Source organism: Solibacillus isronensis (assembly GCF_900168685.1).
Lineage (GTDB): Bacteria > Bacillota > Bacilli > Bacillales_A > Planococcaceae > Solibacillus > Solibacillus isronensis_A.
On the sequence record NZ_FVZN01000013.1, the window covers coordinates 130,629 to 152,377 of the forward strand.

General features: G+C 39.7%; 20 protein-coding genes. 1 reads left to right on the forward strand and 19 read right to left on the reverse strand.

Annotated features, from left to right (window positions below; genetic code table 11):
* Positions 1-270: 270 nt before the first annotated feature.
* The 19 genes from B5473_RS07260 to B5473_RS07350 all read right to left on the reverse strand — a co-directional run bounded on the left by B5473_RS07260 (position 271) and on the right by B5473_RS07350 (position 20,241).
* Positions 271-993 (reverse strand): carboxymuconolactone decarboxylase family protein, encoded by a 723-nt coding sequence (locus B5473_RS07260; RefSeq protein WP_079524263.1) that lies wholly within the window; start codon positions 991-993, stop codon positions 271-273.
* A gap of 13 nt (positions 994-1,006) precedes the next feature.
* On the reverse strand, positions 1,007-1,510 hold the full coding sequence (locus B5473_RS07265; protein WP_079524264.1) for a flavin reductase family protein: 504 nt from the start codon (positions 1,508-1,510) through the stop codon (positions 1,007-1,009).
* An 18-nt stretch (positions 1,511-1,528) separates the two neighbouring features.
* Positions 1,529-2,062 (reverse strand): NADPH-dependent FMN reductase, encoded by a 534-nt coding sequence (locus tag B5473_RS07270; protein WP_079524265.1) that lies wholly within the window; start codon positions 2,060-2,062, stop codon positions 1,529-1,531.
* 14 nt (positions 2,063-2,076) lie between these two features.
* On the reverse strand, positions 2,077-2,841 hold the full coding sequence (locus B5473_RS07275; RefSeq protein ID WP_079524266.1) for an SDR family NAD(P)-dependent oxidoreductase: 765 nt from the start codon (positions 2,839-2,841) through the stop codon (positions 2,077-2,079).
* Positions 2,842-2,883: 42 nt separating this feature from the next.
* Positions 2,884-3,693, reverse strand: coding sequence for an enoyl-CoA hydratase-related protein (locus B5473_RS07280; RefSeq protein WP_008406096.1), 810 nt, complete (start codon positions 3,691-3,693; stop codon positions 2,884-2,886).
* Positions 3,694-3,720: 27 nt separating this feature from the next.
* Complete coding sequence (locus tag B5473_RS07285; protein ID WP_008406097.1) at positions 3,721-4,956, reverse strand: acyl-CoA dehydrogenase family protein; 1,236 nt, start codon at positions 4,954-4,956, stop codon at positions 3,721-3,723.
* A gap of 38 nt (positions 4,957-4,994) precedes the next feature.
* Positions 4,995-7,136: an acetate--CoA ligase family protein gene (locus tag B5473_RS07290; protein WP_079524267.1), complete on the reverse strand. Its 2,142-nt coding sequence runs from the start codon at positions 7,134-7,136 to the stop codon at positions 4,995-4,997.
* Positions 7,137-7,355: 219 nt separating this feature from the next.
* Positions 7,356-9,284 (reverse strand): sigma 54-interacting transcriptional regulator, encoded by a 1,929-nt coding sequence (locus B5473_RS07295; protein ID WP_176142049.1) that lies wholly within the window; start codon positions 9,282-9,284, stop codon positions 7,356-7,358.
* 221 nt (positions 9,285-9,505) lie between these two features.
* Positions 9,506-10,450 carry a phosphotriesterase family protein gene (locus B5473_RS07300; protein WP_079524269.1) on the reverse strand — a complete coding sequence of 315 codons (945 nt, stop codon included), beginning with the start codon at positions 10,448-10,450 and terminating at the stop codon, positions 9,506-9,508.
* An 11-nt stretch (positions 10,451-10,461) separates the two neighbouring features.
* Positions 10,462-11,772, reverse strand: coding sequence for a TRAP transporter large permease (locus tag B5473_RS07305; RefSeq protein ID WP_079524270.1), 1,311 nt, complete (start codon positions 11,770-11,772; stop codon positions 10,462-10,464).
* Between the two features lie 13 nt (positions 11,773-11,785).
* Positions 11,786-12,271, reverse strand: coding sequence for a TRAP transporter small permease (locus B5473_RS07310; RefSeq protein WP_079524271.1), 486 nt, complete (start codon positions 12,269-12,271; stop codon positions 11,786-11,788).
* A 63-nt stretch (positions 12,272-12,334) separates the two neighbouring features.
* The gene (gene dctP / locus B5473_RS07315; RefSeq protein WP_079524272.1) at positions 12,335-13,396 is read right to left on the reverse strand and encodes a TRAP transporter substrate-binding protein DctP; all 1,062 of its coding nucleotides are present in this window, start codon (positions 13,394-13,396) and stop codon (positions 12,335-12,337) included.
* 26 nt (positions 13,397-13,422) lie between these two features.
* On the reverse strand, positions 13,423-14,490 hold the full coding sequence (locus B5473_RS07320) for an LLM class flavin-dependent oxidoreductase (RefSeq protein ID WP_079524273.1): 1,068 nt from the start codon (positions 14,488-14,490) through the stop codon (positions 13,423-13,425).
* A gap of 280 nt (positions 14,491-14,770) precedes the next feature.
* Positions 14,771-15,745: an electron transfer flavoprotein subunit alpha/FixB family protein gene (locus tag B5473_RS07325; protein WP_079524274.1), complete on the reverse strand. Its 975-nt coding sequence runs from the start codon at positions 15,743-15,745 to the stop codon at positions 14,771-14,773.
* Between the two features lie 15 nt (positions 15,746-15,760).
* Positions 15,761-16,525: an electron transfer flavoprotein subunit beta/FixA family protein gene (locus B5473_RS07330; RefSeq protein WP_079524275.1), complete on the reverse strand. Its 765-nt coding sequence runs from the start codon at positions 16,523-16,525 to the stop codon at positions 15,761-15,763.
* 13 nt (positions 16,526-16,538) lie between these two features.
* A complete protein-coding gene (locus B5473_RS07335) occupies positions 16,539-17,732 on the reverse strand; it encodes a thiolase family protein (RefSeq protein WP_139377708.1) in 1,194 nt (397 codons plus the stop codon).
* Between the two features lie 13 nt (positions 17,733-17,745).
* Positions 17,746-18,588 carry a 3-hydroxyacyl-CoA dehydrogenase family protein gene (locus B5473_RS07340; RefSeq protein WP_079524277.1) on the reverse strand — a complete coding sequence of 281 codons (843 nt, stop codon included), beginning with the start codon at positions 18,586-18,588 and terminating at the stop codon, positions 17,746-17,748.
* A 75-nt stretch (positions 18,589-18,663) separates the two neighbouring features.
* Positions 18,664-19,440: an enoyl-CoA hydratase/isomerase family protein gene (locus tag B5473_RS07345; protein ID WP_079524278.1), complete on the reverse strand. Its 777-nt coding sequence runs from the start codon at positions 19,438-19,440 to the stop codon at positions 18,664-18,666.
* Between the two features lie 69 nt (positions 19,441-19,509).
* Positions 19,510-20,241, reverse strand: a complete 732-nt coding sequence (locus tag B5473_RS07350; protein ID WP_079524279.1) for a riboflavin kinase — start codon at positions 20,239-20,241, stop codon at positions 19,510-19,512.
* A gap of 139 nt (positions 20,242-20,380) precedes the next feature.
* On the opposite strand from B5473_RS07350, the gene rpoN reads away from it, so the two are divergent.
* Entirely contained in the window at positions 20,381-21,721 is a 1,341-nt protein-coding gene (gene rpoN, locus B5473_RS07355; protein ID WP_079524280.1) for an RNA polymerase factor sigma-54, read from the forward strand.
* The last annotated feature ends 28 nt before the right edge of the window (positions 21,722-21,749 follow it).

Genomic DNA, 21,749 nt, shown 5'->3' on the forward strand with positions numbered 1-21,749 from the left:
TTTTAAATAAACTCCCTATCTATTGTTAGTTGATAGATAGGGAGTTTTTATTAAAAAGTAAGGTGTATGATAATCCGTGTTCACTTAACTAGGGGATTGATTAAGTGAATCCGCTTACCACTTCACGTCACTTTTTAATAAGTACGTCACACTTTGATTTCACACGTTTTGCCGAGTCATTTTGCTTTTCATTTTATATTTTCAAGGGGAATCCAATATAAATCTTTTGCCTGTCATTCGGGGAAAATGAATAGGCAAATTTAAAGCCAATTATTTTTTGCTAAGCGCCGATTCTTTTACTTCCTCTTCAAGAATCGGTAATGTGTCCAGCAATGTATGAAAACCAATAGCTGACGTTAATTGAAATACTTCAAGCAGTTCACCTTGTGTTGCACCGTACTTGATGGCATTTTTCAAGTGCACTTCAATGCCTTTTTCAAACAGATGGGTTGTCGATGAATCAATCGCAATGTAAATGAATTCGATTAATTTCGGTTGCAAAATCCCTCTTCTCGTTGGGATTGTTAGAAACTCGTAATACGCATCGAAATATTCAGTATCCATACGGATCAGATCATCCCTGAAATCATTCCAGTAACCCATTGTGGCGATAAATTTATCTTTAAGCGCCTGCTGTTCTTTTGTATAACCAGACTTTTCTTCTTCTGATTTCGTATAGTGTTTCATCATTAACGGTATGCCTACAGCACATGTATGAACACCTAAAATGCTGACAACTTTCAATACTTCGGTAATTTCTTCTTTAGAGGCACCTAATAGCAGCGCTTTGCGAATATGGTGTTGGGCTGCTGCCATATTCAAATGGGTCGGTGATGCACTGAGCGCGATATTAATCAGTTCTCTTGTGACATCATCCAGATGGCCGTTCCTCCATGGTGCTTCGGTAAAGCTTTTGTAAATGTTCAGAAATTCTGGATCTTCAGCCAAATAGTGAGCGATTTTTTCATTCCAGTATGAGTAATTTGGGTTCATCAGCTCACTCCTTTTATTTGCCAAATGATTCGGGAACTGCACCAAGATTTCGTTTGTAATAGAGCATTGCTTCTTTATCCGTTTTATGAATATCTACTACTTGACCGATTAAAATATAATGATCGCCAGCATCGACGACATTGTACTTTTTACACTCTAAATTAGCGAAAGCATCTTTAATGACCGGCACTTTATTTTCGGATAATTCCCAGGAACACTTACTGAAGCGATCCGGCTCCTTTTTGCTGGCAAATGCCCAACAAGCATCTCCCTGGTCAGCCGCTAAAATATTTACCGTGAAATAGTCGGAGTGTTCGAATGCTGCATAACTTGTTGATTTTTTATCGATACACCATAAAATCAGTAATGGATCGATTGAAACCGATACAAAGGAATTGGCAGTTAACCCGACCGGTTGATTATTGGCATCTACCGTCGTGACAACAGTTACACCAGAAGGATAGCTGCCCATCACCTCTTTAAAAAGTTGTTCTGTATTTGTCTGTACCTCATTCATATTTATTCCTCCTCTTCTTCATTTCATTAATTTGCTTATATACATCGCATACTTTTCCAGGATACCGTTCATTTCCTGTTGAACTTGGTCCGTCAGTTCGTTTTTCTCATTGAAGTCCGAAGATGTCGCAAAAATATATTCCGGTAATACAAACATTTTTAAGTAATTGGCAACCGGCTTCACCGAACTTTCAATAGCAAGATAATGCAGTGAGTTTCCGCCTGTAGCTGCAAATAACACACATTTATCGGCAAAATGTTCAACCGGCACGAGCTCAAACAGATTTTTTAGAACGCCCGGCATCGAGCCATGCAAGATCGTCGTTCCAATAATATACGCATCTGCCTCCGCGATTTTTCCGATTACTTTTTGCGTATCCTCATTGTATTGATCGATTGGTTTACCTGCGCAAAATTCTAGCTGAACATCTCTTAAATCGAGAAATTCCATTTCGGCATTCTGTATTTTATGCTGCAAATCTTCAGAGAGCTTTTTTGTTAATAAGCTCGTTTTTGAACCGACTAAAGTGCCGCTAATGCTTAAGATTTTCATCTGATTCACCTCTTTTATGGAGCACCTGTTACATAAATCGTCTGGCCTGTAATGTAGCTCGCTTCATCGGAACTTAAAAACAATATTGTGTAGGCGATATCTTCCGGTTTACCGGTACGTCGAATCGGGTTTTGACTGATCATCGCCTGCTTCATTTTTTGGAAATCTTCAATTCCCCGATTTTTCGCAAGACTTTCGGATACGGCACTCATCTCAGTGTCGATAAATCCGGGTGCTACGCCGTTTACATTAATATTGTTTGGCCCTAATTCAATTGCCAATGTGCGTATCATTCCTTGTATGCCTGCTTTTGCTGCTGCATAGTTCACTCGTCCTTTAGCTCCCAGTGCAGCCTGAGAAGAAATGAGGACAACTTTACCGCTGTTTTGTTCCACCATATAAGGAGCTACAGCCTGTGTAATGAGGAAAGCCCCTTTTAAATTAATGTCAATGACAGCATCCCATTCTTCTTCTTTCAAATTCGGCAGCAGATTGTCTTGTAAAATACCGACACAGTTAATTAAAATATCGATTTTCTTAAAATGGGCGATCGCTTTTGATACGGCTTCGTTTACGAGCGTTTTGTTAGTAATGTCAACTTTGAATGTCAGCACTTCCACATCCGCATTGCGCAACTGCCCGGCTGTTTCTTCAAGCTTCGTTTCATTCCAGTCGAGCAGTACAAGCTGTGCCCCTTCCTGTGCCAACAAAGAGGCCGTTTTGGCACCGATTCCATTCGCCCCGCCCGTTATCAGGACTACCTTTTGCTGAAAGCGCATAAAATTCTCCTTTGCAAAGAAAGTGAGGAAATTTGAAAATGCTTAAACTTCCTGCTCATTAAACCACTGGATGGCTCCTTTTAAGCCAAGTTCCGAAATCTTTTGCTGAACAAGCTTGATGCCGTCTGCTGTATGGATAATTGCATCTTGCTCAGGACCGAACATGACCCCTGTACGGAACCCTTGTAGATCCATAATGCGGTTGTGCGCCTGCTTTTTCAGTTTCAAAATATCGAGCGGTGTTTTCGCGATGCCTTTAGCGATTTTTAATGTTTCCTCTTCCAGTTCACCTGAGTTCACACATTTCGCCGCAATTCCGTACTGCTCCGCTTCACGGCCTGAAATACGGCTGCCTGCTGTTAAGTCGAGCATTTTAGCGCGCTGATGACCGATATGCCAGCCCCAGTAAATTCCTACGAAACCTCCGCCAAGCGGAAGTGACGGGAACCCGAATTGTGTATCTTCATCGGTAATAACAATATCGCAGCTTGCAAGAAGCTGTGTACCTCCAGCAAGGGCATAACCATGTACTTGGGCAATGATCGGCTTCGGATATTCCCAAATACGCAGCCATCTGCGTGTATATTGCTCCAGATTATTTTTGTCTTCAATGACAGATGGCGATTTGTATTTTTCCACGTCATAACCAACACTAAATGCACGGCCGCTTCCTTTAATAATGAGTACGCTTACACTGTCGTCATGTTCCAGATCATCAAGCGCATAATCCAAATCTCTGAATAAATCTGCGTTCAATGCATTTAATTTCTCTGGACGATTTAAAATGACGTAGGCAATTCTCCCTTTCTTTTCTACTAATACAGCCTTTTCTTTTACGATTTCGTTTGACATGTATAAGCCTCCCTTTTCCTATGTTTTTTAGCTGAAATTCAAGTCACCTTTTAACAGACTTTTCGCTACTGTACGACGGTGGATTTCCGAAGTCCCGTCAGGAATTCTAAGTGTTCTTGCTAAACGGAAGCCTTCTTCAAGCTCCAGTTCATTGGAAATACCAACGCCACCGTGAATTTGGATCGCTTTGTCATAAACACGGCCCATCATTTCCGTACAATATGCTTTCACCATTGAAATTTCTTTCGCCGGAGTTTTTTCCGAATTTTCAATCTTCCATGCACAGTGTAATGCCATATTGCGAGCTGCGTAAATATCCATTGCACAATCTGCCAACATTACTTGAATCATTTGGTGTTCGCCAATTTTTTTACCGAATGTTTGACGAATGTTTGCGTATTCTACTGCTTTCTTTAATGCCCATTGTGCTGAACCGATACATTTACCGCTCATACCTAATCGGCCGTTATTAATACCGTGAATTGCTTTTGTGAATCCATTGTCTACTTCGCCGATCACATGTTCATGAGGAACGCGTAGATTATCGAAACTTAAAATCGTTGCATCGCCGCCAAGTGAACCCATTGTCGGAATAACTGAATCGACATTGAATCCTTCCCAGCCTGTTTCAACGAAGAAACAAGAGATACCGCCTTTTCGCTGTGCGACAAGTTCAGGATTTGTCACTGCAAATAACATACAGTAATCGGAGTGCGCAGCATGTGAAATCCATTGTTTCGCACCATTGATCACCCATGTGTCGCCGTCTTTTACAGCACGTGTTTTAATTCCCCAAACGTCCGACCCGGCATCTGGTTCTGTTAAACCAAAGCAAAGTGTTTTTTCACCGCTCGCAATACCCGGCAAATATTTTTCCTTCAGCGCAGGCTGCAGTCCTGTCAATACAGGCGTCAATCCGTTTGTGAAAGGTGAAGGGATAATGACATGCTCGATTAATTTTCGGTTTGGATACAATTTGTTCAGTGCTTCCGCTACAAGTAAAGATGTAACCGGTCCTAATTGTTCACCGCCAAGCTCTTTATCGCCGAACATTGTATAAAACCCGGCTCTTGCCGATTCCATTCGTACAGTTTTTCGCAGTTCCTCCACCTTCGGGGAACGGCGGCCATCTTCTAAGTAATAGTTTCGCGAGTTATATAAAACATCACGATTTGCTTCCTCTAAAGGGATAACTACTTTCTCCACAAATTGCTTTAATGCACCGATAATTTCTTGTGTGTCTTCCGGTATACGAAAATCCATAACTGTTCTCTCCTCTATTAACGTAATTTATTAGTTTACTAGTTTTTAAGCGTAATTAAGCCGTCCGCAATTTTAACTCCGTGACCTTCATCGAAAACCATAACGGGATTTAAATCCGCTTCCAGAATATCATCTTCAACTGTTGCAATTACTTTACTGAAGTCGGAAATCAACTTGCTTAATGCATCGATATCACGTGCTTTTTTCCCGCGGTATGCTTGCAGTACCTGACTTGCACTGAGCTCTTCAATCATTTCTTTCGCCTGTTCAATGGAAACAGGTGCCTTTCGCATTGAAATGTCTTTTAATACTTCGATATAAATACCGCCAAGACCGACAATGACCATCTGACCGAAAATCGGATCACGCTTTGAGCCGACAAACATTTCGGTAAAGTCGCCTTTAATCATTTCCTGGATCAATATCCCTTCGAAAGTTGCGTTTGGCGTTTCTTCGATAATGGCTTTTAATTTATTAAATTCTTCGATTACCTGTTCTTCTGATGTAATGTTCAGACTGACAAGCCCTTTGTCCGTTTTGTGCAATATTTGCGGGGACATCCCTTTTAGCACAAGCGGGTATTGGAAATCCTTTATTATTTCGATCGCTTCCTGCTCGGTTTTGACAAGCTGTTCTTTCGTAATCGGCAAATCAAACTGCTGTAGGAACTTTTTGCTCGTATATTCTGTTAAATCACCGCTAAGCCCTGTTAAATCGGCATTCATATTCGGGACTACTTCTTCAAAATTTCCACTGTTAAATTCACCAAAATCCTTCATTGCCCTTAACGCAATGACAGCTCTCGTCGGATCCTGAATTACCGGTACTTCTGCTTCCCTGAATGCCAGGCTCGATTGCGGACTATTGATTGTGACCGTTATTTGAGGGATATGCGGGAATTTATCCTTCATCCTTCTCAATGTTTCAATTCGTTCTTTAATCGAATCATGCTTTAATCCTGCAAACCCTAAGAAAATAATGGCCGTATCATAGGAGCCGCTCGATAGTACAGCATCAATAAAATCCTCAAGCAATGTCGGGATATACGAAATTTGGGCTGTCGTATCAATCGGATTTTGCGTGCCTGCAATCGGCAATATCACCTTTAATTTTTCTTTAACATCATCCGGTGTTTCAGGCAATGTAAAGCCGCGTTCTGCCAGCTGATCTGCCAGCATAATTCCTACACCTCCGGAAATCGTAAACACTGCTGCCCGGTTTCCTTTTGGTGGTGGCAGTTGGGAAGCGACATATGTAACATCCAAAAATTCATCGATTGTCGTTGCACGGTAAACACCGCTTTGACTGAATACTGTATCGAAAACAGCATCCGAACCAACGATTGAACCGGTATGCGACATGGCCGCTTTCATTCCAACTTCCGTCGTGCCAACCTTCAGTGCGATAACAGGCTTATTATTTTCTTTTGCAAGCTTGAACGCATTGATCAGTTTATTTCCGTCTTTTACGCCTTCAATATAGCAGGCAATGACATTTGTGTTTGGATCTGTCGCCAAATATTCAATACAATCGGCTACATCCACATCTGCCTCATTTCCTGTTGCGATAAAATAGCTGAATCCGATATTTTGCTGTCTTGCCAGTGTAAAAACGTGGGAACCGAATGCACCGCTTTGACTGACAAACCCGATTTTACTGTCCAGCGGTTTTTCATCTTCAATAATTGTTGAAAATGTGCCGTAAAATCCTAATTGAACGTTGAACAATCCGAGACAGTTTGGACCGAGTACTCGGATGCCGTATTGCTTGGCGATTTGTACAATTTTTTGCTGTTCCAGTTCACCTTCATGACCGATTTCTCCAAAGCCTGCACTGAAAATGACAACGGATTTTACCCCTTGCTTTGCACACTTTTCCAGGTTTTCAATAACGGCAGAACTCGGTAATGCGATGATGGCAACATCCACTGAGTTTTCTACACTTAAAATGTCGTGATAGCATGTTAAACCATTAATCTCGTCATACTTCGGGTTGATTGGATAAACGTCGCCTTTATATCCGTAGTTTTGTAGATAGCTTAAAGGTCTGCCTCCAATTTTTTTCAAATCAGGAGATGCCCCGATAATCGCAATACTTTTTGGATTAAATAATGCATCTAAATTATTTAACGTCAACACTTCATTTGTCACGATGGCTAACACACCTTTCATCTGCATCATATATTTATTGGTTACACTTTCTATAAAGCAAAACGCGTGCCAAACATCATTTTTTCTGCAAAAACCTGTTTTTTCTTTTGTTTTTTTCGTTCTCCCCCTTTATAGACCGCTTATAAATAAAGAACTTATGCATCCTCATTTCATTGTGTTTCATAATTGAAACGAATTAGTTTCAACAAAAAAACTCTCCAGTGTCATTCCACTAGAGAGTCTTCTATATTATTTCAAATTGAATTCATTCATTTTTCTCCACAGCGTACTTCTACTAATTCCGAGTATATCGGCTGCTTCTTTTTTATTCCCGTTTGTCTGTTCGAGAATTTCTTTGATTTTCAGCACTTCAATTTCTTTCATTGTTTGCTGAAACGTTTCATTAATCGATTGTGTTTCATATAGTAAGTATTCATTTTCTTTTATTGATTCTTCTAAGTATTCGATGATGAGATTTTCTTCAATTTCATTGTCCGAACCAATATATGCAAACAGCCTTTCAATTGTATTTTCGAATTCCCTTACGTTTCCTTCCCAACTATGGCTTTCCAATATAGAAACTAATGAATCGAAATATTTATCAATTATAGGGCTTAGTCCCTTATAGTTTTTATTCGTGTAATTACGTAACAGTAATCCGATATCCTCTTTGCGCTTGTTTAAATCCGGTAAAAATAAATTAAGAACCGCAATCCGGTAATATAAATCCATTCTAAATTCTTTGGATCTTACACCTTCGATTAAGTTAACATTCGTTGCGGAAATAATACGTACATCGACAGGTACAGATGTTGAAGCTCCGACACGGCGTACATTTTTTTCCTGCAATACGCGCAACAGTTTAGCTTGCATACTTAAAGGCAGTTCACCGATTTCATCTAAAAACAATGTTCCATTATGGGCGATTTCGAACAGACCGGGTTTCCCGCCTTTAATCGCTCCTGTGAATGCTCCCTCGCTATAGCCAAAAAACTCGCTTTCCAATAAATTTTCCGGAATGGCTGCGCAGTTTACTGCAATAAATGGCTGGTTATATCGATTGCTGGCATTATGAATACTTTGCGCAAATAATTCTTTTCCGGTTCCTGATTCCCCTAAAATAAGTACATTCGCATCTGCTCTGGCAAATTTCTGAGCCTTCATTTTGGCTTTGATCGTTTGGTTACTCTGGCCAATAATATCGTCGAATGTATAGATTGCGCCTTCGTATTTTTTATTAAGCTTTCTTCTTACTTTATTTTCTTTTTGCTGCAGCGCTTCAATATCGGATAAGATTATAATATTTCCGTCAACTGTTTTATCGACGTGAATTATATGCTTATCCATCATAAGCGATTTGTTTTTATATTTTAAAATACTGTCCTTTGCTTCTTTCGGGGATAAAATCTCTTCCAGCAGTTCACCTTTATCTAAAATTTCTGAAATATAATTCGACTCGTAGTTCTTGTCCTGTTCCAATTCCAGAATTTTAATTGCCGCCTGATTGATATTAATGATGCGGTTCATTTGATTCAAGCTGATGATCCCGTCATGGAAATTTTCCATTACAATGCTTTGGCGCTTCTGATTACTTCTCTCCAGCACTTTTGCTCTTAAAATATCAAAAGCAATCCCGACCGCCAATTGGATCGTTTCCTGGTCATACCATAAGATTCCCTTCATGCCATGCTTCTTTGCCAAATTAACAATTAGCCCTGAACCAATAATGACGTTTTGTGTATCTTTACTTAATTCTTTTACGACTTCTTCCGCATTTTCAGCCGAAGTGTAAACATGCTGCTCGATATTTAATCCGAGTATTTCTTTTAACTTCACTTCATTATAATTTTTATCTTCGTTTATAAATTCTTTATAATAATTGACGACACATACTTTTTTCGAATACTTCGAAGCTTCCATTAATGCTTTTATAAAGTCTTGTGTCTGAACACGTAACGGAACGATATAGCCGCGTACATTCAATTTTTTTAAACGTTCCGCCAGCACTACTCCGCAAATTAAAATATCGTCATTATTAATATAATTCGGGTGATTTAAAATATGTAATGAGCTCACTTCTTGTACAACCAAATTTTGTACACTGTCCCGGCGTTTTTGAATTTCATCTTTTACATAATCAACTAACGGATAAGAACCTGAAACCAATAATTTTAACAATAGTTTTCTCCCCCGTTTCACTAGGTGTTATAACATTTCTTTCGGATCCCCTCTCTATAGTATAACAAGAAATTTCTATCTTTCATTTATAATTATCGGGACATATTGCAATTAATCTATCATTATACTAGAAATAAAAAATGCCTAAACGCTGTAAAATCAACGTTTAGGCTGTTCTAATTAAATCTATTTTACTAATTTTATTACATAAAAGTGAATAACTAAATAGCTTTGAACCATCTTTTTACATTGTCCACCATAATTGTCTCGAGCTGTTTATCTGTCACCCCATGCTCTTTTAACATCGGAATCACTGTTTCGAGTAAATAGGTCATGGACCAGTCTGGATGAACAGGCTTTTTCAAATCATTCGGTTTGTACATATCCGTTGTACAGCAATAATCCTGTGACAGGAAAATGCGATTTTCATACCCTTTATCCAACAGCTGGAGTACTGTTTCATTCCTCTTTTGTGTTGAAAGCACTCTTGAAATACCATAGCGGTCCATCCCGATAAACACGCCATAATCTAGTACTCTTTGAATATAGTCAATATTATCCGTATCGCCACAATGTCCGATGAGTACTTTTGATAAATCGACGCCTTCTTGTTCAAAGATCTCAATTTGTCTCAATCCCGTTTCCGTTGCCGGGTGCGAATGCGTCATAATTGGCTTTCCTGTTTGCAGATGTGCTCTAGCTACTGCTCGGATAACCTTTTCTACACCAGGCGTAATTCCTTGTACATCGGTTGCGCATTTCAGGAAACCCGCTTTAATCGGTGTATTTTGGATGCCTACTTCAATATCTCTGATAAATTGCTCTGCCAGAAAATCAACATCATTCACGGCAAACCGGGTAGGCAAAGTATCAAATGTATAAACTCCAGTTGCAGCAATAATTTGAACACCTGTTTCTTTTGAGATTTTCTCCATTAGTTTTACATCACGGTCAAGCCCCATAACAGTCGGATCGAAAATTGTTTTCACGCCGTAAGCTTTCGCTCCAAGCACTTGCTTTTTCGCTAATTCAAATTCCTCCTGCTCATCATACAGGTGTGGAAATTGTACAGCCACCGCTTCTGACCTTGTCCGCATATGCTCATGTACTAAAGTGTAGCCCAGGTCATCAATATGAAGCTCTCCCAAAACCGAATTGACCTTCAAATCATTCCCCCCTATCCTTTAACTAAATCAGGTAAAAATGTAGCAATTTCCGGGAATGCATAAAGGACGAAAATTAACGTAACAATCGGAATTACGAAAATAAAAGCTCCTTTAAATATGCTTCCTAAATCCAGTTCCTTCACAACACCTCTCAGTACGAAACAGTTCATGCCGACAGGTGGTGAAATCAATGCTACTTCTACTAGTAATACAATAATAACCCCAAACCAGATTAAGTTGAAATCATAGGCAATTAATGTCGGAAGAAGTATTGGAATCGTTACTACAATCATCGCTAATGTGTCCATAATAGCTCCTAGAATCAGATACATTAAAATCATGAGCAGGAAGAATACAAAAGGCGATAGATTAGCAGAGAACAGGAAGTCTGCCAATAAGTTCGGAACCCGTGTAATCGTCAATACATAGTTCAGCAGGAATGCACCGATAACAATTGCGAAAATGAAACCAGTCGTTTTTAATGTACCGAAAATTGCATCCGAGAATTTTGCAAGTGTCAGTTTTTTACGGAGTAAAGCGATAATAAAGGATCCGAAAGCCCCAATACCTGCTGCTTCCGTTGCTGTAAAGAATCCAGCGTAAATTCCGCCCATTACTACGATGAATAATAATATAATCCATATATTCACTTTTAAAGCGAGTAGTTTTTCTCTAAGTGGAACAGGTTCGTCTAACTTGTCCCCACCCATTTCCGGTCGAATTTTTGTCATAAGTAGAATTGTCAATCCGAAAAATAACGTGAGTAAAATACCTGGAATGATTCCGGCAATTAATAGTTTCCCGATGGACTGCTCTGTAATCACACCATAAATAATGAACATCGTACTTGGCGGAATAAGAATCCCGAGCGTACCACCAGCAACGATGGACCCACCCGACAATACTTTTGAATAATTGGCTTTTTCCATCTCTTTTGCTGCAGCTAGTCCAATCGTACTCGTTGTCGCTAAACTAGATCCAGAAGAAGAAGCGAAAACAGCTGATGCAGCAATTGTTGCTAAACCTAATCCGCCTCGTATACGTCCGAAAAACTTGCGGAATGTCGCAAATAATTCATCGGTAAATCCTGCTTGGAATAAAAATTGTCCCATTAATACAAATAGCGGGATAGTACTTAATGTATAGTTGTAACTGCGGTCCCATGCAATACTTTCAATAGCTGTGAACAATACCTTTTCATTTTTTAAATACATAATGGCAAAAAAGGCGGGCATAGCCATCGACAATACAATTGGAACACGCAAAAACATTAATATAAATACTGAAATGATAACCAATACACCGACAGTTTCCGGACTCATCGAATACCCCCTTCTATTCCTCCCATTTTTCGTAACCTTTCATCCTCAACAGTACTGTAATCTTTTGAAGAGCCATTAAAGCCCAGGCGATAAAACCGATAATCAGCAATATTTTCAACGGATAAAATTTATATCCAAGCAATACTGATGAGTGCTGCGCATCAAATTTTGTGTAGAACGCATACGCAACCGTAAGACTAAAGATTACTGTAAGAATAAGAGAGAAGATATTTAATATTTTCTGTATTGTAGAAGGAAAATGGTCTACTATAATTCCAACTTCCACATGCCCATTTTTATACTCTGTGTAGGCCAGTGCACCGGCAATTAAAATAACCATCCCTAACTGTACAATTTCGATATCCCCAATGATCGGTTTATGAAGTGCACGCGCAACTGCAGCTACTCCAACGAAAAGCATCATCAACGTCAGCGATATGTAAGCAATGTAAGCAACAGCCATGGAAAAGCCTTTCGCAAATTTATCAAAAAATGCCATGATTACCCCTCCTTTTTAGTAAGAAGGGTAAAAGCAAATTCAAAGCTTTTACCCCTATTAGGATTACTTAGGAACGTCTACCCCTGCAGTCTCCAGCAATTCCGTATAGTAATCGACCATTGCTTGACCATCATATCCACGTTTTGTCGCTTCAGCTGCCCAATCTTCCATTTGTTTTTTGATCGGAGCTTTCCATTCAGCAAACTCCTGTTCAGTAGGCTCGTAAACACCGCCGCCATTTTTAGCAACTAATTCTTCGTACTTCGCGATATTTTTCACAGCTGTATTAATATACATTTCTGTGCAAAGCTCATTGAATTTTGGTCCAAGGTCATTAATCATTAATTCCTGTAAATCTTCAGGAAGAGAATTTAAAAAGTCTGTATTAATATAGAACGGCATTACACTTACAGCTACGTCCGCTTTCGTCATCCATTTCGTAACTTCATCGAATTTGTAACCGATTGCACCAACACCCGTGTAAACAGCATAATCCGTAATTCCACGTTCCAATGCTTCGTAAAGATCCGCATTCGACATTGAAACCGGCACTGCGCCTAATGTTTTCAGTAATTCAATACGTCCTGCAACACTATCCGAAACTTTCTTGTTTTTTAAATCGGCTACAGATTTAAGAGGCTCTTCACCGAAAATCTGGTAGGCATCTGTTGATGTAACACCTAAATACGTTACATCATCCGAAATATCCATACCGTACTTTTCAATAAATGGTCCCATTACTTCAGGAACTAAATCCGGAGATTGCAGTAAGAACGGAATATCTCCAATTGTTGTCGGGAATACATCCGTATCCGCGTGTAACCCCGGAATAATGAATCCTGCATCATATACACCTGCTTCAATATCCGCATAACCAGAACTTAGAGAGCCTAGTGCTGCACCAGAATAAACATTCGCTTTTAAACGCCCATCCGTTTTTTCTTCTATATATTCCGCCCAAGGTTCTGCTACTTGCTTAATGAAATCGCTTGATGCCGAAGCCGAGAAGTTTGTATCGAATTCATATACATCTGAATCAGATCCAGCGTCTGCACTGCTGCAGCCTACTAATAAAATTGATAACATTGCCCCCGAAAGATACATTCCTAACTTACGTGTTTTCATCCCTTTTCCCCCTTGTTATTAAATATTTACGAATTCAATTGTTCCACCTTTGCTCCGTTAAAATGAGGCATTACTTTTTCCGCGAATAGATTCATAGATTTCAGCACTTGTTCTTGAGGCTGACCGCCAATATTCATCCATAAAATAATATTGTTTAGTCCAGTTTCTTTTCTGAAACGCTCAATATCTTCAACTACTTTTTCAGGTGAACCGACTAACGTATTTTCTGATTGCAGGAAACGATCATAATCAACGTTACGTTCACGGTCAATAACACCGAACGTCGGACGGTTATCACGTTCGCTCATATACCACTCAAGTCCAGCACGGTACTCTTTTTGTGCCTGTTCTGTCGTTTCAGCAACATAACAGAATAATAGCTTTCCAGAACGCGAGATAGCGCTTTCAACATATTCTTCAGAAAGCCCCGAATTCAGTGCCGATTCACGGTACAGCTTAATTTTATGTTTTGTATCTTCATTCGTGATACCGCCAAGCATGAAAGAATGCCCTTGTTCAGCTGCATTGATCATCGATGCATCATTTCCCGATACCATTACAAAAATAGGCGGACCATCTTTTTGAATCGGACGCGGATATACCGGAATGTTGTTAATATTGTAGAACTGACCAGAGTAAGTTACGCGCTCAGACTGGATTGCCGCTTTTAAAATATCCAAAGATTCCAAATATTTAGCATGTCTTTCATCAAAGTCGATATTGTATGCATCAAACTCCAGCTTATCGTAGCCCTTACCTACACCTAAATAAAGTCGGCCATTACTGATAACATCTACTAAGTTCATATCTTCAGCTACTTGTAATGGATGGTGCAGCGGTAAACGTGTTACCCCTGTAGCAAGCTTAATGTTTTTAGTGATTGCAGCTGCCGCTGATAAATAAACAGCCGTATTACTTACAACACCATAAGCACGTGCATTATGTTCAGCAATCCAAGCCGCTTCATAGCCTAATTCATCTGCCATTTTAATTTGTTCCAACCCGTCATTCAGCTCTTCAGCGTCAGTTTTCGTCGGTGGAATTGAGTTCAGGAAAAATAAACCAAACTTCATTTCTTTACTTGTGTTAGTCATTTAAGTTCACTCCTAAGTTTTTTATTTGGTAGTTTTATAAAACGCCCTTGTCACATCGAGCTTATTTTTAATAAAGCAATTTTTGTACCAAACTAGCAAATATTATTCTTTTTATAATATTTTTTGTATTTTCTTCATTAAATAATGAAAAAGTCATACAAAACGATCAGAACATCCTCTTTAATATTTTTTGGAGGCAAATTAAAAAGAAATGGATGTTTCAAACTTAAAACATCCATTTCGCTTTTGAAACGTAATTATTATTTGAATTTCTTCCTTATTATACTGCTTTCAACGACTGCTTTAATTCCTCAATTAATAGAGGAATCACTTCGAATAAATCACCGACAATACCATAGTCTGCAATCGAGAATATATTCGCTTCCGGATCTTTATTGATTGCAACAATAATTTTCGAATTGGACATACCCGCCACATGTTGAATGGCTCCGGAAATTCCGCATGCAATATATAAATCCGGTGTAACCACTTTCCCTGTTTGGCCGATTTGCAGTGCATAATCGCAGTACCCTGCATCACATGCACCGCGTGAAGCTCCGACTGTTCCGTCTAATAATTCCGCCAGTTCACGCAGCATTTCAAATGTATCTGCACTTTTTATCCCGCGACCGCCTGAAACAATGACTTTCGCTTCGGATAAATCAACACCTGAAGAAACTTTGCGGACAACTTCTTTTACTACTGTCTTCAAGTCTACCAATTCAACTTCCTTCACTGTAATGTCACCTTGGCGAGAAGAATCAGTCTGTAATACTTCAATATTGTTCGGACGTACTGTCACAAGAACTGTTTCTGTTTTCCCATGTGTTTTTTCAAATGCTTTCCCGGCATAAATCGGTCTTGTAAATACGGCATCCTGCTTTTGCCCTTCAATACTTACTACGTCAGATAACAAAGCCGCATTTAATCGTCCGGCGATACGTGGAGCGACGTCTTTTCCAATCGATGTATGACCAAATACGATACCTGTTGGCTGTTCTTCATTAATAACTTGCATCAATGCTTGTGTGAAATTTTCGGCAGTCGGTGTATGTAGCTGCTCATTGCTTACTAAAATAGCGCGATCTGCTCCGGCATGAATCATCGCCTGTCCATGCTTGCTGTCAGCTGTACCAAGTACAACCGCCACAACTTCACTTTCATCATCCCACTGCTTTGCCAGACTGATCGTTTCAAAAGATACGTTACGCAATCCATTATCTCTTAATTCTGCAACCGCTATAAATTTACTCATATTATTTCATCCTCCTTAAATAACTTTTACGTCCGTACGTAAAATCTGAATTAGTTCCTGTACTTGCTTCGCAGGCTCGCCTTGTAAAATAACGCCCGATGATTTCGGTTTCGGTAAATAAATCTCTTTCGTTTCCGTTAATCCTTCGAGATCTTCTAAATCAAGGTCATCCAATTCCAATGTTTCAAGCGATTTTTTCTTCGCCTTCATAATTCCCGGCAGTGAAGGATAACGCGGTTCGTTTAATCCTTGCTGACAAGTTACTAATATCGGTAAAGGGATTTCAATGATTTCACTGTTTCCTTCCACATCACGTGTAATTTTTGCTTTACCGCCTTCAATAGCCAGCTCGGTAATAGTCGTTACAGCATTGATGCCTAATAACTCGGCAACTAGTGGGCCAACTTGTCCTGAACCGCCGTCAATTGCCATATTTCCTGCTAAAATCAGATCCGGCTCTTTGTCTTTTAAGTATTCGGCTAAAATACCTGAAGTCGTAGATGCGTCACCATTTCCAACATCTTCATCTTCAATAAGCACTGCTTCATCTGCACCCATTGCCAATGCTGTACGCAACTGTTTTTCCGCGTCTTCTCCGCCTACCGAAACAACGACAACTTTCCCGCCATGTGCATCGCGTTGTAGAATCGCTTCTTCAACCGCATATTCGTCGTAAGGATTTATAATAAATTCGGCCTCATTGTCTTTGATTTTCCCATTCTCGATCACGATTTTTTCTTCCGTATGAAACGTTGTTTTTAATAGAACATAAATATTCATCTTTGTTATCCTCCTATACTTGTAAATTCTCAACAATTGTAGAGATACCTAAACCGCCTGCAATACATAATGTAACAAGTCCGTACCGTTCTCCTCGGCGCTCCATCTCATGAAGCAGTTTTGTCATTAAAATTGCACCTGTTGCTCCAATCGGGTGACCAAATGCAATGGCTCCACCATTTACGTTAATTCGGTCAACTGGGATGTCCCACTCTTTAATAACGGCCAGTGATTGCGCGGCGAAAGCTTCATTTAACTCGATTAACCCGATGTCCTGTAAAGTAAGCCCGGCTTGTTTCAATGCTTTTTGTGTCGCCGGCACTGGACCAATACCCATAATTTCCGGTGATACACCGGCTGCTGCCTGGGCAATAATACGAGCTTTCGGTTTAAAACCGTGTTTTTGGGCTGCTTCTTCCGATGCGATTAATAAGGCAGAAGCACCATCATTTCTTCCGCTACTATTACCGGCAGTTACAGTCCCGTCTTTTTTAAATACCGCTTTAAGTTTTGCCAAATCTTCTACACTCGATAAACGCGGGTGTTCATCCGTATCAAAAGTGATGGTCGATTTTCTTTGTTTAATTTCATATGGCACGATTTCGGATTTGAAAATGCCTTTATTTATTGCATCATGTGCCAGTTGCTGGCTGCGGTATGCGAATTCATCTTGCTCCTTACGTGAAATACTGTACTTAACGGCTAAGTTTTCAGCAGTTTCTCCCATCGTAAAAGAACCGTATTGATCTATCGGCTGTGAACGTGGCTGACTTTCTGTGTTCGGATCCAAAATCTGACCGTTGCCTGCTCCATAACCGTAGCGGCCGTTGCGGATATAATATGGTGCCGTGCTCATGCTTTCTACACCACCCGCGATAATAAAGTCCGCCAAACCTCCGCCGATTTGCAGTGCGGCATTATTGATTGCCTGTAAACCGGATCCGCATTGGCGGTGCACAGTGTACCCCGGTATTTCTATTGGCAGTTGTGCTCTTAGTGAAGCTACACGTGCTAAATTCGGTGTATCGGTACTTTGTTTTCCCTGTCCTAAAATGATTTCATCGATTAGCTGTGCATCAATATTTGTGCGGCGTGTAATTTCATTTAGTACAGTTCCGCCCAAATAATCGGCCTCTACATCTTTCAGGCTCCCGCCCAGCTTTCCGATCGCTGTTCTGACCGAATCGATAATGACAATGTTTGACATAGCAAATTCCCCTTTAATCGTATTTATAAAAACCTTCTCCAGATTTACGTCCAAGCTTTCCTGCCTTCACATACTTTGTGAGCAGTGGACATGGTCTGTATTTTTCACCAAGTGTTTCATACAAATATTGCATATTGCGCAACCTTGAATCCAAGCCGACCAGATCCGCTAATTCCAATGGACCCATCGGATGGTTTAATCCTAATTTCAAAGCTTTGTCGATATCTTCAGCAGATGCAACCCCTTCCATGAGCATGTTCATCGCTTCATTGCCGATCAGACAATTCATGCGGCTTGTTACAAACCCCGGGAATTCATTCACTTCAACGACTTCCTTATTCATTTGAAGTGCTGCCTGTTTCACTTTTTCATATGTTTCATCAGATGTATCCAAACCACGAACGACTTCCACCAGCTTCATGCGCGGTACTGGATTGAAGAAATGCATCGCAATCGTTTGATTCGCCCGTTTCGTCTGGGCACCGATTTCAGTCGGACTCATCGTCGAAGTATTCGTCGCCAAAATTGTATGCGGCGGACAAAGCTGATCGAGTTTCTGGAATACTTCGATTTTCAAAGCCATATCTTCAAGGACTGCTTCGATGACTAAATCTGCTTCCCGTCCTGCCTCTTCTAAACTCGTTGTATAGTGAATGTTGGCGATCAGTTGGCGATCCTCTTCTTTTGCATAGCCTCTATCAATCGATTTATTCAAGTCTTTCTCAATTTGCTGCTTTGCATTTTGAAGACTTTGTTCTGAAATATCATGCAATGTTACGTTAAAATTTGCTAATGCAGCAGAATAGGCGATACCTCTTCCCATTACACCTGCTCCAATTACAGAAATCGTTTTCATTTTCAAACCTCGTTTCTTGTTTCAATTCTTCATTTTGTTTCATAAATGGAATATTCAGTTTACTTTTGAAACACTTTACTTTCCTACGAAATGGGATTCTCTTTTTTCCAGGAAAGCTGTTGTACCTTCCAACTTATCTTCGCTTTCAAACACAATTGCCTGTGTAAGCTTTTCCAGTTTTAATGCGGCTTCCAAATTCAGATCGAAGCCTTGATGAACGACAGCTTTAACCAGTTTCAATGCAAGCGGCCCTTTTGAAACAATCGACTTTGTATAGTCCATCGTTTCTTCCAACAGTAATTCTGAAGGAACTACCTTTGACACTAAGCCAATATGTTCCGCTCTGTCAGCATTGATGATGGCTCCTGTCAAAATCATATCCAAAGCTCTGCCTTTCCCGATAATTCTTGATAAGCGTTGTGTGCCGCCCCCGCCTGGTATAATCCCCAAGTTCAATTCCGGTAGGCCAAACTTTGCTGTATTTGAAGCGATTCGAATATCGCACGCAAGCGCCAATTCACATCCACCGCCTAATGCGTAGCCATTCACAGCAGCGATGACGATTTTTCCGCTTTCTTCAATTGTTTTGCATAATCCTTGCAGGCCCGGTTCTAATGCATCCGCAAAGCGTCTTTGTTGAAGTTGGCCGATATCTGCACCGGAAGCAAATGCTTTTTCTCCGCTCCCTGTCAAAATAACAACGATGACTTGTTCATCTTTTTCAAACTTTTTCAATGCCTGTTCAATTTCTTCATACGTATATGAGTCCAATGCATTTCGTACTTCAGGTCGATTGATTGTGATAAACCCTATATGCTGCTCTTTAGCGACAATAATATTTTGAAAATCCATATGAACCTCCTATTTCATCATTCATAATCTACTAAGCAATTATTATGCCAACCTATAAAATTCCGGCTGCTACTTTTCCCCTTTTACGTGATTCATATAGTAAAAGCTTAGCTGCTCCGTTAATCCTTTAGGTCCGAACTCCAATTTACACTCCTGTGGAATATATACAGTGACCCAGTACAGGAAACGTAAAATGGTCATTCTTCTTCTGATGATGTTCACAACTTGATGTTCGGCAAACCATTTATCCAACGTGTTGTACACCCCTCTGTTTACACTGAATTTCTCCTCGCAGAACCGGACAAAATCCAAGTCCGGCAAATGAATGACCGTTGTTTCAATATCGCGGTTGAACTCTTGCAGGTAATGGGCTTGATAATGTGTTTCCTGATTTTTATTCAGCAGCTGTTCCTTTGCAGTATCGCAATCTTCGGCTAGCTGTTTTTTTAGGTCTTCCACATTTCTGAACTTCTTTTCTCTTCTGATGAAGCTACAAATTTCCACTTTCAAAAGCTCGCCGTAAATCTCTTTATCAAATTCAAATATATGAACTTCAAATACCTTTTCTTTAAGATCTTCTTCAAATGTCGGTTTTACCCCGATATTCATCACTCCGCCATACCGCTCGTCGCCATGCTGAATTTCAACACTGTACACCCCATTAAGCGTGGGGAAATTGATGCCGGACTGAATATTTAAATTTGCAGTAGGGAAACCGATCTTCCTGCCGATTTTATTTCCTGCTACAACAATTCCTTCAAAACATGACTCTATATTCTCGTAAACTTTTTGAATGACCATAGTGCCCCTCCATTCCTTTTTACTTATTATTTCCAAAGCAATTTCCGTGCCATATGGACGATTTATAAAAGAAATTTTACGAAATTTATAGAAAATTCCGTCTTCTTCGACTAAACTCTTACTTTGAGGGGGGAAAACAATGAACTTTGATATGAACTTTAATGTGAACCTTACACAGACGCTTACTCAAAAACTTTCTATGGAGCAAGTCCAGCATTTAGCAATCTTACAGCTCTCGTCAGTAGAATTAGAATCTTACATACGTGAGAAAGCCAATGAAAACCCGCTACTTACACTAACCGAAGCAAATTTGCAGTCGATGGATAACTTAATTGACTTATCATCCATTCAAACCGATTATCGGTCCGGCAACTATGCCAACAGTGAATTTTTGCAAAGCCTGATTGTTGAAAAACATTCGGATGTGGATTTTCTAATTGAACAGATTCCGTTGAACATGAACCTTTCACCAACAGATCTGAAAATATTAAAATATTTAATTCATCATCTTGATCACAATTATTTTTTGGATGTGGATTTGAATGAAGTTGCCGACAAATTCGATGTTGATGTGTTTCATGCTGAAGACATATTGAGACTTCTCCAGACTTTTGAACCGATTGGGGTAGGGGCAAGAGATTTAAAGGAATTTTTGCTGCTGCAAGTACAGAGCGATCCAGATGCACCGTGTTTGGCAGCTGACTTTATTTGCAACCATTTAGAAAAGGTCGCCAATCTATCGATCAAATTTTTAAGCAGCTGTTACAAAATTTCAGTTAAAGAAACACAGAATATTATTTTTTATATTAAAAGCCTGAGACCCGTTCCTTCTGTGCAAAATCCTGCAAGCGAAGAATATATCATCCCTGATATATCCGTGGAGAAAATAAAGAATGAGTGGATTATTAATACGCAAAGCCAATTAAAATCATCTTTGACCATCAACGAGGAATATGTGGAATTACTAAAACAGAATGATGAAAACGAAAATTATTTTCAAGATTGTTTAAAGGATGTCATGCTTTTAATGTACGGAATAGAACAGCGAGACCGCACTTTATATAAACTGACAAGAACATTGCTCACTATTCAATCCGACTTTTTTGAAAAAGGTATGGAAAGTTTGGAACCTATTAATTTAAAAGACATTGCAGTATTGCTCGATCTGCATGAATCCACAATTAGCCGGGCTATCAAAAATAAATATTTAAAAACACCACATGGCATTTATTCGTTCAAATCTCTGTTTCCGAAAGGGATTGCGAATAAGTCCGGCAAAAAGGATTCGGTTATGCTGATTAAACAAAAAATAGCGGACTATGTAGACAATGAGGATAAGGTTGCACCGCTGACTGATCAGCAAATTACCGAGAAACTGTTACAGGAAGATATAAAGATTTCACGCAGAACGGTCGCTAAATATAGAGAGGCATTAAATATTCTCAACTCGGATAAACGAATTTATTTGTACCGGCAGTAATGCTTTACTATAAAAGATTTGGCACTAT

Excerpts from the sequence above, each read along its gene's own strand:
- B5473_RS07260 (WP_079524263.1), bottom strand. The coding sequence starts at position 993 with ATGAACCCAAATTACTCATACTGGAATGAAAAAATCGCTCACTATTTG.
- B5473_RS07265 (WP_079524264.1), bottom strand. The coding sequence starts at position 1,510 with ATGAATGAGGTACAGACAAATACAGAACAACTTTTTAAAGAGGTGATG.
- B5473_RS07270 (WP_079524265.1), bottom strand. The coding sequence starts at position 2,062 with ATGAAAATCTTAAGCATTAGCGGCACTTTAGTCGGTTCAAAAACGAGC.
- B5473_RS07275 (WP_079524266.1), bottom strand. The coding sequence starts at position 2,841 with ATGCGCTTTCAGCAAAAGGTAGTCCTGATAACGGGCGGGGCGAATGGA.
- B5473_RS07280 (WP_008406096.1), bottom strand. The coding sequence starts at position 3,693 with ATGTCAAACGAAATCGTAAAAGAAAAGGCTGTATTAGTAGAAAAGAAA.
- B5473_RS07285 (WP_008406097.1), bottom strand. The coding sequence starts at position 4,956 with ATGGATTTTCGTATACCGGAAGACACACAAGAAATTATCGGTGCATTA.
- B5473_RS07290 (WP_079524267.1), bottom strand. The coding sequence starts at position 7,136 with ATGATGCAGATGAAAGGTGTGTTAGCCATCGTGACAAATGAAGTGTTG.
- B5473_RS07305 (WP_079524270.1), bottom strand. The coding sequence starts at position 11,772 with ATGAGTCCGGAAACTGTCGGTGTATTGGTTATCATTTCAGTATTTATA.
- B5473_RS07310 (WP_079524271.1), bottom strand. The coding sequence starts at position 12,271 with ATGGCATTTTTTGATAAATTTGCGAAAGGCTTTTCCATGGCTGTTGCT.
- dctP (WP_079524272.1), bottom strand. The coding sequence starts at position 13,396 with ATGAAAACACGTAAGTTAGGAATGTATCTTTCGGGGGCAATGTTATCA.
- B5473_RS07320 (WP_079524273.1), bottom strand. The coding sequence starts at position 14,490 with ATGACTAACACAAGTAAAGAAATGAAGTTTGGTTTATTTTTCCTGAAC.
- B5473_RS07325 (WP_079524274.1), bottom strand. The coding sequence starts at position 15,745 with ATGAGTAAATTTATAGCGGTTGCAGAATTAAGAGATAATGGATTGCGT.
- B5473_RS07330 (WP_079524275.1), bottom strand. The coding sequence starts at position 16,525 with ATGAATATTTATGTTCTATTAAAAACAACGTTTCATACGGAAGAAAAA.
- B5473_RS07335 (WP_139377708.1), bottom strand. The coding sequence starts at position 17,732 with ATGTCAAACATTGTCATTATCGATTCGGTCAGAACAGCGATCGGAAAG.
- B5473_RS07340 (WP_079524277.1), bottom strand. The coding sequence starts at position 18,588 with ATGAAAACGATTTCTGTAATTGGAGCAGGTGTAATGGGAAGAGGTATC.
- B5473_RS07345 (WP_079524278.1), bottom strand. The coding sequence starts at position 19,440 with ATGGATTTTCAAAATATTATTGTCGCTAAAGAGCAGCATATAGGGTTT.
- B5473_RS07350 (WP_079524279.1), bottom strand. The coding sequence starts at position 20,241 with ATGGTCATTCAAAAAGTTTACGAGAATATAGAGTCATGTTTTGAAGGA.
- rpoN (WP_079524280.1), top strand. The coding sequence starts at position 20,381 with ATGAACTTTGATATGAACTTTAATGTGAACCTTACACAGACGCTTACT.